Genomic DNA, 12,173 nt, shown 5'->3' on the forward strand with positions numbered 1-12,173 from the left:
GCTACTTGAGCATCCAGTTCTGGTGGGCTTCGTCGTTGCAGCCCCAGAGCTCGAGCGGGGTGCCGTTGACGTTGCCGGCGGGCTTGTCGCCGCCGGTGACGTCGACGCACAGCCCGGCCTGGGTGATCGAGCCGCCGGCCTCGAGCCGGAACTTCTGGTTCGCGCCGCCGTGGCAGCCCCAGACGATGAGCTTCGTCCCGGACGCGCTGGTGCCGCCGCTCGCGTCGAGGCAGAGGCCGCCGGCTTTGAGCTCACCGGCGCCGGTGAACGTCCAAGCCTGGACCGGGCCGCCGCCGCAGTCCCAGATGTCGACCGGGGTGCCGGGCGTCGTCGAGCCGCCGCTGACGTCGATGCACCGCGCCGAGGAGACGCCCTGGATCGGCTGCGTTGCGTCGGTGCTGGTGCCGTGCGCGCCGGCTTTCACGCGGTAGGCGACCGTGCTGTGCGGCGGGACGTTCGCGCTGATCCCGCCGGCGGTCGTGGAGACCTCCTTCGACCACAGATTGGTGAGCCGGTAGCTCGACGCGGCTGGCAGCCCGGCCGCGGCGGCGGTCGTCGAGATGGTGTTCGCGGTGCTGTTCTCGTTGAGCAGCACCACGGCGACGTCGCCGCCCCGGAGGGGTTTCGCGAGGACGTCCAGCCCGTTCCCGGTGGCGATCCGCCGGGCCTGCTTGCCGAGCGGGTCCTGGTCGATGGCGATGACATCCGCGTTGAGGTAGGTGGAGAAGGTGGTGACGCTCGCGGAGCGCAGATCGGCGCCCGCGATCAGCGGCGCGGCCATCGCCGCCCACAGCGTGAAGTGCGCACGGTCCTCCTTGAAACCCATGCCGTTGCCGACCTCGAGCATGTCCGGGTCGTTCCAGGCGCCCGGCTTCGCGGCGGAGGCGAGCCCCACGTTCTGGCGGTAGATCGCGTCGACGGTGCCCCAGCTGTTGGTGATGTCGCCGGTGGTGCGCCACAGGTTGCCGACGTCCGCGGCCCAGGTCGCGGGGGCGAAGTCACCCCATTCGCAGATGCTGTAGACGATCGGGCGGCCGGTGGCCTTCAGCGCGTCGCGCATCGCCGAGTACCGCCGGATGTAGTCCTCCTGGCTGTTGCTGCCGTTGTTGAAGCAGTTGTCGTACTTGAGGTAGTCGACGCCCCAGCTCGCGAAGAGGTTCGCGTCGGCCTGTTCGTGGCCGAGGCTGCCGGGGTAGCTCTGGCACGTCATGGTGCCGGCGCTTTCGTAGATGCCGAACTTCATGCCGCGGGCGTGGATGTAGTCGCCGAGGGCCTTGAGGCCGCTGGGGAACTTCGCGGGATCGGCGACGAGGTTGCCCGCGCTGTCGCGGGAGCGGGTCATCCAGCAGTCGTCGAGGTTGACGTAGGTGTAGCCGCGGTCCCGCATCCCGGAGCCGACCATCAGATCGGTGGTCTGCTTCACCAGGGTCTCGTTGATGTTGCACTCGAAAGTGTTCCAGGTGTTCCAGCCCATCGGTGGCGTGCGGGCCAGGCCGTTCTCGAGGGCTTCGACCGGGCTCGTGATCGAGACGGCCGCTGCAGTGACTGTGACTGCTGCTGCGGTGGCGAGGACGCGGCGCATGGCGGCTCCAACCGGACGGCGTTGTGAGGCAGGAGGACTAGACCATGCAGCATCGGAGGTGACTTGTCAGCGGTCAAGGCCCCATGTTGGTGATTTGCGTTCGGCACCGACTAAAGTTGCGGGTCCTCTTGGAGGAGCCGCCGGGCGACGTCGACGGTCGCGGCCCCGGCGACGGCCATGGCTTCGGTGTCCCGCAGCGAGCGGCAGAGGACGAAGGCGCCTTCGAGGTTGTTGACGGTGGTGATGGTGAGGGCCCGGGCCGCTTCCCGGGTCAGGCCGAATCGCGCGAACTTCTCGGTCCCGGCGTCGATCCAGGCGGTGAAGACGTCGGCGGTGGCTTTCCGCAGCGGTTCGTTGGTGGCGGCGACCTCGAGGGCAACGGTCGCGATCGGGCAGCCCTCGACGTAGTCCGTGGCTTCGAGGGTCGCGATCCCGGCGGCGAAGAAGGCTTCGATGCCGCTGACGAGGTCCGCGGCGGGCGCGATGAAGAGGTCGAACAGGGCGATGTAGGCGAGCCCGGAAGTCCGGATGACCTCTTCGCCGAGCTGCTCTTTGCCGCCGGGGAAGAAGTGGTAGAGGGACCCGAAGGGCGCGTTGGCCTCGGCGACGACCTGCTTCAGGCCGGTACCGGCGTAGCCGTTGCGCCGGAAGAGCTCGGCGCCGGCGGCCATGATGCGTTCCTTGGTCCCTGCCACCTCTCGATGATAGAGCGTTCTATCAACTCAGTGCAGGTCCCAGGCCGGCCCCGGCTCCTCGGCGTCGTCCCGCAGGATCGTGCCCTCGATCAGCCCGTACGGCCGGTCCGCCGCGTAGAACACCTCGTTGTCGTTCTTCAGCGCGAACGGGCTCAAGTCCACCAGGAAGTGGTGTTTGTTCGGCAGCGACAACCGCACCTCGGCCACTTCCGGCCGCACCTCGAGCACCGCCGACCCCATCGCGTACAGCGTCTGCTGCAGGGAAAGGCTGTGCTTCGTCGCGAACGTCTCCAGCATCACCCGCCGGATCTCGCGGTGCGATTCCGCCCAGTCGATGCCCTCGCCCTGGTAGCGCCACTTCGCCGTGACGGCCGTCGCCAAGATCCGGTCGCCGGTCTCCGCCAGCGTGGTGTACTCGTCGCGGGGGAAGCCGTGGAACTCCGAACCCGTGGACTTCAGCAGGGTCAGGCCGTCGATGCCGGACACGACCCACGCGCGCCCGTCCTGGAGCGTCACCGCCGTCGTGCGGCGCTCGTCGCCGGACCGGCTGAACGCGTGGTCGTGCGGCTCGCCGCCGACGGCGATCCGGTCCCAGCCGTGCTCGTCGACCTTGATGCGCGCGCCCGTGATGTTCTCCTGCGTGCCGGTGAAGTGGCGGGCCAGGCGCAGGCCGAAGTCCTCGATCTCGCCGACCGGCGCCTCCTTCGCGAAGGCGTACACGGTGTTCTTCTGCGTGTCGGTCGCCAGCACCCCGGCGTTGTCGCCGGTGAGGTGCGTCGCGGCCAGCTCGCCGCGCAGGGACGTCGACACCGTGAGGTCCTTCAGGTGGTGCACCGGGCCGTCGCGGCGCACCGTGACCAGGCGGACCTCCGCCTTGCCGTACTGGTTGGGGCCCAGGGTGATGGCCACGGTCAGCTCCCTCGGTAGGTCGAATAGGCGAACGGGCTGAGCAGGAGCGGCACGTGGTGGTGCGCGCTCCCGTCGGTGATCCGGAAGGTGAGCGCCACCTCCGGGAAGAACGCGTCCGGGCCCAGGTAGGTGCCGGTGTCGAAGACGAGCCGATAGCCGCCCGGTGCCAAGGTCTCGGGGCCGAGGTCGCGGATGCGGCCGTCGTCGTCGGTGCGGCCCTCGGCGATCGGCTCGCCCTCGGCGGTCTCGAACCGGACGGCGATCCCCGGCGCGGGCCGGCCGGCGGCCGTGTCGAGGACGTGGGTGGTCACGAGGCTCACGCGGTCACCGCTTTCGCGAGTCGGAGTTCGGCGATCTTCAGCAGCTCACGGCCGGCGACCGCGAGTTCGGTCGCCGGGTCGTTGGCCAGCCGGTCACGCAGGATCTTCAGCAGTTCCTCGCCGCTGCGCCCGCTCGCGCAGACCAGGTAGACGTGGCCGAACTTGGCTTCGTACTCGGCGTTCGCGGCGGCGAACGCGTCCGGGTTGTCCACACCGGACTGTTCCGACCGCGCCCAGCCCGCCGCGGGCTTTTCCCCGATCCGCGGGTGCGCGGCCATCGCCTGCCGGATCTCGTCGCTGCTGAGCGGCAGGTCGGCGGCCGCTTTCAGCGCGGCGAGATCGGCGTACGGGCGCCCGGCGAGCACGGCGTCGACCCAGCGCGGGACGGCGAGGCACGCCGTCAGCAGCGGCCGGACGTCGGTGGTGTTGAACTCGGTGAGCAGCACGTGCTGACCGTACGTCGGTGCCGGAATTCCGTCAACATTTTGTTGAAAGCGCTGGTCAGTCGGTTTCCCTGTTGAGGTAGTTGTAGACGGTGAACCGCGTGACGCCCAGCGCGTCGGCCACCGACGAGACGGATTTCCGCAGGCCGAAGGCGCCGCGCTCGCGCAGCAGTCGCACCGCGCGCTGCTTGCCCGCGCGGTCGAGTTCGCCCAGCTTGGCGCCCAGTTCGCGCTCGACGTCGGCGATGAGCCGGGCCAGCGCGTCGTTCAGCTCGACGACCGGGGTGCCGCCGGGGTCGTCGGCCCGGCGCAGTTGCAGCGTGACGCGCGTTGCGCCGCCCTCCAGGGCTGCCTTCGCGATCGCCGGGAGGGCTTCGAGCAGTTCCTTCGCCTCACCGCGGGCGAGCGTGCCGAGCGGGCCGAAATCGGTGTCCAGCCCGGCTTCCGCGGCGGCGTCGCGGGCGGCGACGGCGTGTTCGGGCGGCGACCCCTCGCCGTGGAACGGTTCGCTGGTGAACTCCGCTTCAAGCCGCACGGGGATGACCGTAACGCGCCGCGTCCGTCGTTGACGAGCGGCGCGCGCCGTGGTTACTGTCGTTGTGCGAAACCGTCTTTCCGTTCTGTGAAATCGGCGGTGCTCATCCTCCCGCAGAAGGGCTTTCGGATGGATCTTGTGGTGCGCGCCGCCCGGGCCGTGACGCCCGAGGGCGAGGTCCCAGCGACCGTTGGCGTCGAGAGGGGCCGGATCGTCGCGGTCGAACCCGGCGGCGCGGCGCTGCCCGGCGACCGCGTCCTCGACCTCGGTGACGACGTCGTGCTGCTGCCGGGCCTGGTCGACACGCACGTCCACGTCAACGACCCGGGCCGCGCCGAGTGGGAAGGCTTCGAGACGGCGACCCGCGCGGCCGCGGCGGGCGGGGTGACCACGATCGTGGACATGCCGCTGAACAGCCTGCCGCCGACCGTCGACGTCGCGGCCCTGGAGGTCAAGCGCGCCGCGGCGACCGGCCGGGTGCACGTCGACGTCGGCTTCTGGGGTGGCGCCATCCCGGGCAACGCCGGGGAACTGCGGGGCCTGCACGATGCCGGGGTGTTCGGCTTCAAGTGCTTCCTGCTGCACTCCGGCGTCGACGAGTTCCCGCCGCTGGATCCGGCCGGGCTCGACGAAGCGTTGCGGGAGCTGAGTTCCTTCGACGCGCTCATGATCGTCCACGCCGAGGACGCGCACGAGATCGACGAGGCGCCCGAGCCGCACGGAGGTCGCTATGTCGACTTTCTGCACTCGCGGCCCAGGCGGGCGGAGAACCTCGCGATCGCGCACGTCATCGAGGCGGCCCGGCGCAACGACGCCCGGGCGCACATCCTCCATCTGTCCTCTTCGGACGCTCTGCCGCTGATCGCCGCGGCGCGCCGCGACGGCGTGGCGCTGTCGGCGGAGACCTGCCCGCACTACCTCAGCTTCGTCGCCGAGGAGATCCGTGACGGTGCGACGCAGTTCAAGTGCTGCCCGCCGATCCGCGAGGCGGCCAACCGCGAGCTGCTCTGGCGGGGGCTCGCCGACGGCGTCATCGACACGATCGTCAGCGACCACTCGCCGTGCACGCCGGAGCTGAAGCGCTTCGACAGCGGCGACTTCGGCCAGGCCTGGGGCGGCATTTCCAGCCTGCAGCTGGGGCTGCCGGCGATCTGGACGCAGGCGCGGCAGCGCGGGTTCGCGCTCACCGACGTCGTGGGATGGATGGCCGAGCGCCCGGCCGCGCAGGCCGGGATGCGCCGCAAGGGGCGCCTGGCGGTGGGCGGCGACGCCGACTTCTGCGTGTTCGCGCCGGACGAGGCGTTCGTGGTCGACGTCGCGAAACTGAAGCACCGCAACCCGGTCAGTGCCTACGACCGGCGCCCGCTCGCCGGCGTCGTGCGCTCGACGTGGCTGCGGGGCACCGAAATCACCGGTGACCAGCCGCGCGGTGCGCTGCTGACCCGGGGGAACTGCTGAAATGGAGGCCGTGGTGTCCGACCGTCCGGAGTGGACAGAACTGCCCGACCTCGCCTCCCGCCGCTTCGGCGGGACGGTGATGTGGGCGACCGACGAGCTGTTCGCCGAGAAGGAGAACCTCGTCAACCCGTGGGTGCCGGCGCACCGCGCGGAGACGTTCGGGCCGAAGGGCCAGGTCTACGACGGCTGGGAGACCCGCCGCCACCGCGAACCGGGCGACGACCAGGCCATCGTGCGGCTCGGCCTGGCCGGCACGATCACCGGCGTCATCGTCGACACGGCGTTCTTCAAGGGCAACTACCCGCCGTTCGTCTCGGTCGAGGCGACGTCGCTGCCGGGCTACCCGTCGGCGGCGGAGGTGGCCGCGGCCGATTGGGACGTCCTGGTCGACCACGCCCCGGCGGCCGGGCACACGGAGAACTTCTACGCGGTCAACGGTTCGCGGCGCTACACGCATGTGCGGCTGACGCAGCACCCGGACGGCGGCGTGGCGCGCCTGCGCGTGCACGGTGCGCCGATCCCGGACCCGGCGCTGCTCGACCTGGACGCACTCGACCTGGCGGCGCTGGAGAACGGCGCGCTCGTCACGGGCTGCAGCAACCGGTTCTATTCGTCGCCGAACAACATCCTCTCGCCGGGCCTGGCCGCCCACCAGGCGGAGGGCTGGGAGACGGCCCGCCGTCGCGACGACGGCAACGACTGGGTGACGCTGCGGCTGGCGGGGGCCGGGATCATCCGGTTCGCGGAGCTGGACACGAGCAACCTGAAGGGCAACGCGCCGGGCTGGGCGTCGGTCAGCGGCCGCGAAACGTACGGCGAGTGGGTTCCGTTGCTGCCGAAGACGCGGCTGCAGCCGGACACCCGCCACCGCTTCGCGCTGCCGGACGCCCCCGAGGTGACCGAGGCCAGGCTGGACATCTACCCGGACGGCGGCCTGGCGAGGCTGCGCCTGATCGGGCGGCTCACGGAGGCGGGCCGCACGAACCTGAAGGCGAGGTACGCGAAGACGCGGTGACCGGCTCACGAGCCGCCGGATCCCGCCGGCGGCTCGCGGTCAGTTCGCGTCGGGGCGGTTGAGGTACGCCGAGGCCAGAGACAGGACGCAGGCGCAGCCGATGATCGCGCTCACCCACCACTGCATACCCACCACGATGCTCCAGACGAAGCCCGCCGCCGCGAGGAGGGCGACGAGGATGTTCCGGAACTGCAGCGGGGTGGGTTTGGCCATGGCGCCAGCCTCTCACGCGCCCGGGCCGGCCTTCCGGCGCGGGTGCGCGGCTCGCACCGCGCACCTGCCCGGCCTCACACCTCCGCGCGCTGCCCGGGTTCGAGGAGCACCAGCCGGTCGGTCAGCCCCGCCGCTTCGAACTCCCGCCGCAGCACGTCCGGGCCCTCGCTGAAGTGCAGCCAGCCGCGGAAGTGCAGCGGGACCACCTTCGCCGCGTCGAGCACCTTCGCCGCTTCGACCGCGGCGGCGCTGGTCAGCGTCAGGGGAGCGCCGTCGAAGAACTTCGTCCGGGCGGCGCCGGCGAACAGCACCGCGATGTCCACCCGGAACCGCGCCGCGATCTCCCGCACCAGATCCACCGACGCGTTGTCCCCGCTCACGTACACCGTCGGCAGCCCGTCACCGGTCAGGACGAAGCCGGTCACGTCCCCGGTGAGCCGCGAAGCGCCCTCCGGTCCGTGCAGCGCCGGAACCGCCGTGACGGTCAGCGGCCCGACCCGCGCCGAATCCCACGGCGCCAGACCCCGGGCCGTCCCGCCGAGCCGCTCGGCTCCGCTGGGCGTGATCAGCGTCAGCGGCACCGTCGCGAGATACGCGCGGCCGCGGTCGTCGAGGTTGTCGGGGTGCTGGTCGTGCGACAGCAGGACGGCGTCCACCACCCCGACCGCGTCTTCGGACAGCACCGAGTCCTCGGTCTTGACCAGCACCCGCTCGCCGACGGGGTGGTCGCCGGGCGCGTCGAAGGTCGGGTCGGTGAGCAGCCGGACGCCGCCCAGTTCCAGCAGGGCGGTCGGGCCGCCGGAGAACGTGATCCCCAATGTCATACCGGGGCCAACCGCGGGAACGTCCGTTCTCTTCCCGCTCAGGGCGCCGACTGCCGCCGCGAGCTGATCACGCCCGTGTTGAATCCGGCCAGGTGCAGGCCGCCGGCGAAGCGGGCGTGCTCGATCTTCACGCACCGGTTCATCACCACGTCCAGCCCGGCTTCGCGCGCCCGGTCGGCCACCGGCTCGTGCCACAACCCGAGTTGCAGCCACAGCGTCCGCGCGCCGGCGTCGACGACCTCCTCGGCGACCTGGGGCAGGTCGTCGTGCTTGCGGAAGACGCTGACCAGGTCCGGTTCGCCCGGAACGTCCTTGAGCGAGGCGTACACCGGCTTCCCGAACAGCGTGTCCAGGCGCGGGTTGACGAAGTTGACCTCGTAGCGCGTCGAGGAGAGCAGGTAGGTCGCGACGAAATAGCTCGGCCGCGCCGGGTTGGCCGACGCGCCGACCAGCGTCACGGACTTCGTCCGCTGCAGGATCGCGCGCCGCTCGACGGCGCCGACGTGGTGGACGCTGTGCGTCATCCGGCCACCGCCTTGCCCAGCGCCTGGTCGAGGTCCCAGAGGATGTCGTCGACGTCTTCGAGGCCGACCGACAGGCGGATCAGGTCGGGCCCGACGCCCGCGGCGGCGAGCTGCTCCTCCGACAGCTGTGCGTGCGTGGTCGACGCCGGGTGGATGACGAGCGTCCGCGCGTCGCCGACGTTCGCCAGGTGTGACAGCAGCTCCACCGATTCGACGAACTTCTCGCCGGCCGCGCGGCCGCCGTCGATGCCGAAGGAGAACACCGCGCCCGGCCCGGCCGGCAGGTACTTCCGCGCCAGGTCGTGATGCGGGTGCGACGGCAGCCCGGCGTAGGACACCCACGCCACCCGCGGGTCCGCCTCGAGGTGCTCGGCGACCGCGCGGGCGTTCGCCACGTGCGCGTCCATCCGCTGCGGGAGCGTCTCGACCCCTTGCAGCAGCAGGAAAGCCGAATGCGGCGACAGAACCGCGCCGATGTCCCGCAGCTGCTCGGCGCGCAGCCGGGTGCAGAACGCGTACTCGCCGAAGTTCTCCCAGTACTTCAATCCGCCGTAGCTGTCGACGGTCTCGGTCATCCGCGGGAACTTCCCGTTGCCCCAGTCGAACTTCCCCGACTCGACGACGATCCCGCCGAGCGTGGTCCCGTGCCCGCCGAGGAACTTCGTCGCCGAGTGCAGCACGATGTCGGCGCCGTGCTCGATCGGGCGGCACAGGTACGGCGTCGCCAGCGTCGCGTCCACCACGAGCGGGACGTCGTGGGCGTGCGCGAGGTCCGCCAGCGCGGCGAGGTCGGCGATGCCGCCGCCGGGGTTGCCGATCACCTCGGTGTAGAGCAGGCGCGTCCGGTCGGTGATGGCGGCGGCGTAGTCGTCGATGCCGCCGCTGACGAAGGTCGTCTCGACACCGAAGCGCCGGAGCGTGCCGGTGAGCTGGGTGACGGTGCCGCCGTAGAGACCGCTCGCGGACACGATGTGGTCGCCGGCCTCGGTGAGCGCGCTGAAGGTGAGGAACTCCGCGGCCTGCCCGCTGGCGGTGGCGACGCCGCCGATGGCGCCTTCGAGGCTGGCGATCCGCTCCTCGAAGGCGGCCACGGTCGGATTCCCGATCCGGCTGTAGATGTTGCCGTACTTCTGCAGCGCGAAGAGGTTCGCGGCATCGGCGGCGTCCTCGAAGACGAAGCTCGTGGTCTGGTAGATCGGCACGGCCCGCGCCCCGGTCGCGGGATCGGGCGTGCCACCCGCGTGCAGGGCGCGGGTGCGGAAGCCCCAGCTGCGTTCACTCATCGGAGCCCACGGTAACCGCACCATCCCCCGGATGACACGCGCTCTCAGCGCGTGGGCGCGGCTACGCTCCCATCCGTGACGGTGCGCTGGAGCGTGACGATCGACTGCGCGGACCCCCGCGCGCTGGCGAGGTTCTGGTCGGTGGCCCTCGGCTACATCGAACGCCCGCCCCCGGCGGGGTTCGCGAGCTGGGAAGCGTGGTTCACCCGGCACGGCGTGCCCGAGGCGGAGTGGGACGACGGCGCGTACCTGACCGATCCCGAAGGCGTCCTGCCGAGCCTGAGCTTCCTCAAGGTGCCCGAAGCGAAGACCACGAAGAACCGCCTCCACCTGGACGTCCAGGCCGGTGGCGGGCGCGAGGTGCCGTGGGAGACGCGCTGGGAGCGGGTCGTGGAGGCGGTCGCCCGGCTGACCGCCGCCGGCGCGACCGTCTTGCGCGAGGACAAGCTCGACGGCCGTCCCGATCACTTCGTGATGGCCGATCCCGAAGGCAACGAGTTCTGCGTGCTGTGAGCGGGGTCAGCCGATCAGCTCTTCGTGCCGGCGCGGGCTGCCACCCCGCCACGGCAGCACCCGCCCGAACCGGACCAGCTCGCCGTAGGTCGCCGGGTCGACGTCGGCGAACACCAGGTCCAGCACCGCCCGGGCCGCCTCGTCCGGGGTCTGGGCCCCGCTGAAGTCGCTGAACCACGGCCGGGACGCCCGCGTGTCCACCAGGCCCGGGCAGACCGCGGCCACCAGGGTGCCGTCCGCCAGGTCGGCGTCCCGGCGTTCGGCCGCCACCGCGCGGACCGCCGCGACCTGGGCGACCTTCGACGGCACGTTGATCCAGTCCGGCCAGCCCGCCGCCCGGGCCGTGCCGTCGTGGATCGCCGCGCGCCAGTCCTCGACCGCCTTCTCGACGTCGTCCAGCGAGACGCCGTCGAAGCGCGGCCGCAGCGGCTCGGGCAGGTGGCCGAGGGTGCCCAGCGAGCTGGCCACGACGAGCAGCCGTCCGCCCGGCCGCAGGACCGGCCCGAACGACCGCAGCACCGCGTGGGTGCCGCCGTTCGCGACGTCGAGGAAGACGTCGGCCTGCTCGGCCTGCGGGCGGCCCGGGTCGAGCGGGCCGACGGCGTTCGAAAGCACGATGTCGACGGGCTCCCCGGCGAAGCGGGCGACGGCGCCGGCGTCGGAGACGTCGAGAACGCGGCCCTCGACCCGGCTGCGCGTCGCCGGATCGGCGGCGACGGCGGAGGCGGCCGAGGCCACCCGGCCGGCGTCGCGGCCGGTCAGCAGGACGAGGTCTTCGGGAGCGAGGCGGGCGGCGAGGCCGCGGACGAGCGCGAAGCCGAGGCCCTGGTTGGCCCCGGTCACGACGGCGATGCGTGTCATACCGGCACGCTAAGCCGACCGGGCTCATGCGAAAAGCGAGAATCCGGCAACCCTGGTATGCGTGAACGTCATGGACTTCGGCGACGTCTCCCTGGTGGCCCTCCGCGTGTTCCGCGAGGTCGCCGAACGTGGCACGCTCACCGCGGCCGCGGCGGCACTGGGCTACACGCAGTCCGCGGTGTCGCGGCAGATCGCCTCCCTCGAACGGGTGGCCCGCACGCCCGTGCTGGAGCGGCGGCCCGGCGGCGTCCGCCTCACCACCGCCGGGACCGTCGTGCTGCGCCGGGCGATCGCGGTGCTCGACGAGATCGACGCGGCCGGTCGCGAACTGGCCGGGCTGCCCGCCGACGCCGGCACGGTGCGCCTGGGCTGGTTCCCCAGCGCGGGCGCGGTGCTGGTGCCCCGCGCCGTCGCCGAACTGCGGCGCACGCACCCGGCCGTCACCGTCGTCACCCGGGAGGGCACCACCCCCGTCCTCGTCCGGGCGCTGCGCGCGGGGACTGTCGACCTGGCCGTGCTCGGCTCGGTCCCGCCGTTCCGCCCGCCCGACGCCGAGACGCCGGCGTTGCGCCTGGAGACGCTCGCCGAGCGCAGCCTCCGCCTCGCGGTGCCCGCCGGCCACCCGCTGGCCGGGGCCGGCCCGGTCGACGTCGCGGACCTGCGCGGGCAGCGCTGGATCGCCGGGCCGCCGTCGAGGGAGGAGACGCTGATGGGGGTGTGGCCGGGGCTGGACGAGCGGCCCGAGATCGCGCACACCGCCCGTGACTGGCTGGCCAAGCTGAACCTGGTCGCCGCGGGCTGCGGGCTGACGACGCTGCCCGCTTCGCTGGCCGAGGCCGTGCCGCCGGGGGTGCGGGTCCTGGAGGTGCGCGGCGGTCCGGCGGAGCGGCGGCGAGTGGTGCTGGCCCGGCTCCCGGGTCCGGTGTCCGAGCCCGCGGCGTTGCTGGCCGAGGTGCTGCGTCGCACGGCCGCCGAATGATCCAGATCACGCCCGTTCC

General features: G+C 72.1%; 15 protein-coding genes. 4 read left to right on the forward strand and 11 right to left on the reverse strand.

Going from position 1 to position 12,173, the window contains the following annotated elements; translation table 11 throughout:
- Position 1: 1 nt before the first annotated feature.
- The 6 genes from QRY02_RS47380 to QRY02_RS47405 all read right to left on the reverse strand — a co-directional run bounded on the left by QRY02_RS47380 (position 2) and on the right by QRY02_RS47405 (position 4,484).
- A complete protein-coding gene (locus QRY02_RS47380; protein WP_285989216.1) occupies positions 2–1,582 on the reverse strand; it encodes a glycoside hydrolase family 27 protein in 1,581 nt (526 codons plus the stop codon).
- A 110-nt stretch (positions 1,583–1,692) separates the two neighbouring features.
- Positions 1,693–2,277 (reverse strand): TetR/AcrR family transcriptional regulator, encoded by a 585-nt coding sequence (locus tag QRY02_RS47385; RefSeq protein WP_502874177.1) that lies wholly within the window; start codon positions 2,275–2,277, stop codon positions 1,693–1,695.
- A 27-nt stretch (positions 2,278–2,304) separates the two neighbouring features.
- The gene (gene pucL, locus QRY02_RS47390; RefSeq protein ID WP_285989217.1) at positions 2,305–3,186 is read right to left on the reverse strand and encodes a factor-independent urate hydroxylase; all 882 of its coding nucleotides are present in this window, start codon (positions 3,184–3,186) and stop codon (positions 2,305–2,307) included.
- Between the two features lie 2 nt (positions 3,187–3,188).
- Positions 3,189–3,506, reverse strand: coding sequence for a hydroxyisourate hydrolase (gene uraH, locus QRY02_RS47395; RefSeq protein ID WP_285989218.1), 318 nt, complete (start codon positions 3,504–3,506; stop codon positions 3,189–3,191).
- A complete protein-coding gene (gene uraD, locus QRY02_RS47400) occupies positions 3,503–3,952 on the reverse strand; it encodes a 2-oxo-4-hydroxy-4-carboxy-5-ureidoimidazoline decarboxylase (RefSeq protein WP_285989219.1) in 450 nt (149 codons plus the stop codon). Before uraD ends, uraH begins: the two co-directional genes overlap by 4 nt.
- A 55-nt stretch (positions 3,953–4,007) precedes the next feature.
- Positions 4,008–4,484 carry a helix-turn-helix domain-containing protein gene (locus tag QRY02_RS47405; protein WP_285989220.1) on the reverse strand — a complete coding sequence of 159 codons (477 nt, stop codon included), beginning with the start codon at positions 4,482–4,484 and terminating at the stop codon, positions 4,008–4,010.
- 129 nt (positions 4,485–4,613) lie between these two features.
- Here QRY02_RS47405 and allB point away from each other — a divergent pair, with 129 nt between their 5' ends.
- Both allB and alc read left to right on the forward strand, forming a co-directional pair.
- Positions 4,614–5,942 carry an allantoinase AllB gene (gene allB, locus QRY02_RS47410; protein WP_285989221.1) on the forward strand — a complete coding sequence of 443 codons (1,329 nt, stop codon included), beginning with the start codon at positions 4,614–4,616 and terminating at the stop codon, positions 5,940–5,942.
- A 1-nt stretch (position 5,943) separates the two neighbouring features.
- A complete protein-coding gene (alc, locus tag QRY02_RS47415; protein ID WP_285989222.1) occupies positions 5,944–6,957 on the forward strand; it encodes an allantoicase in 1,014 nt (337 codons plus the stop codon).
- A 39-nt stretch (positions 6,958–6,996) separates the two neighbouring features.
- On the opposite strand, the gene QRY02_RS47420 is transcribed toward alc, so the two are convergent.
- From QRY02_RS47420 to QRY02_RS47435, 4 genes are all read right to left on the reverse strand, one after another.
- Positions 6,997–7,170, reverse strand: coding sequence for a hypothetical protein (locus QRY02_RS47420; RefSeq protein ID WP_285989223.1), 174 nt, complete (start codon positions 7,168–7,170; stop codon positions 6,997–6,999).
- 74 nt (positions 7,171–7,244) lie between these two features.
- Positions 7,245–7,994: an MBL fold metallo-hydrolase gene (locus tag QRY02_RS47425; protein ID WP_285989224.1), complete on the reverse strand. Its 750-nt coding sequence runs from the start codon at positions 7,992–7,994 to the stop codon at positions 7,245–7,247.
- A 38-nt stretch (positions 7,995–8,032) separates the two neighbouring features.
- Positions 8,033–8,518, reverse strand: a complete 486-nt coding sequence (locus QRY02_RS47430) for a CoA-binding protein (RefSeq protein ID WP_285989225.1) — start codon at positions 8,516–8,518, stop codon at positions 8,033–8,035.
- Positions 8,515–9,801, reverse strand: a complete 1,287-nt coding sequence (locus tag QRY02_RS47435) for an O-acetylhomoserine aminocarboxypropyltransferase/cysteine synthase family protein (RefSeq protein WP_285989226.1) — start codon at positions 9,799–9,801, stop codon at positions 8,515–8,517. Before QRY02_RS47435 ends, QRY02_RS47430 begins: the two co-directional genes overlap by 4 nt.
- 75 nt (positions 9,802–9,876) lie before the next feature.
- On the opposite strand from QRY02_RS47435, the gene QRY02_RS47440 reads away from it, so the two are divergent.
- On the forward strand, positions 9,877–10,314 hold the full coding sequence (locus QRY02_RS47440; protein WP_285989227.1) for a VOC family protein: 438 nt from the start codon (positions 9,877–9,879) through the stop codon (positions 10,312–10,314).
- A 6-nt stretch (positions 10,315–10,320) separates the two neighbouring features.
- On the opposite strand, the gene QRY02_RS47445 is transcribed toward QRY02_RS47440, so the two are convergent.
- Positions 10,321–11,175: a Rossmann-fold NAD(P)-binding domain-containing protein gene (locus QRY02_RS47445; RefSeq protein ID WP_285989228.1), complete on the reverse strand. Its 855-nt coding sequence runs from the start codon at positions 11,173–11,175 to the stop codon at positions 10,321–10,323.
- Positions 11,176–11,245: 70 nt separating this feature from the next.
- On the opposite strand from QRY02_RS47445, the gene QRY02_RS47450 reads away from it, so the two are divergent.
- Positions 11,246–12,154 (forward strand): LysR family transcriptional regulator, encoded by a 909-nt coding sequence (locus tag QRY02_RS47450; protein WP_285994114.1) that lies wholly within the window; start codon positions 11,246–11,248, stop codon positions 12,152–12,154.
- The last annotated feature ends 19 nt before the right edge of the window (positions 12,155–12,173 follow it).

The sequence above is a fragment of the Amycolatopsis sp. DG1A-15b genome (genome assembly GCF_030285645.1).
GTDB lineage: Bacteria > Actinomycetota > Actinomycetes > Mycobacteriales > Pseudonocardiaceae > Amycolatopsis.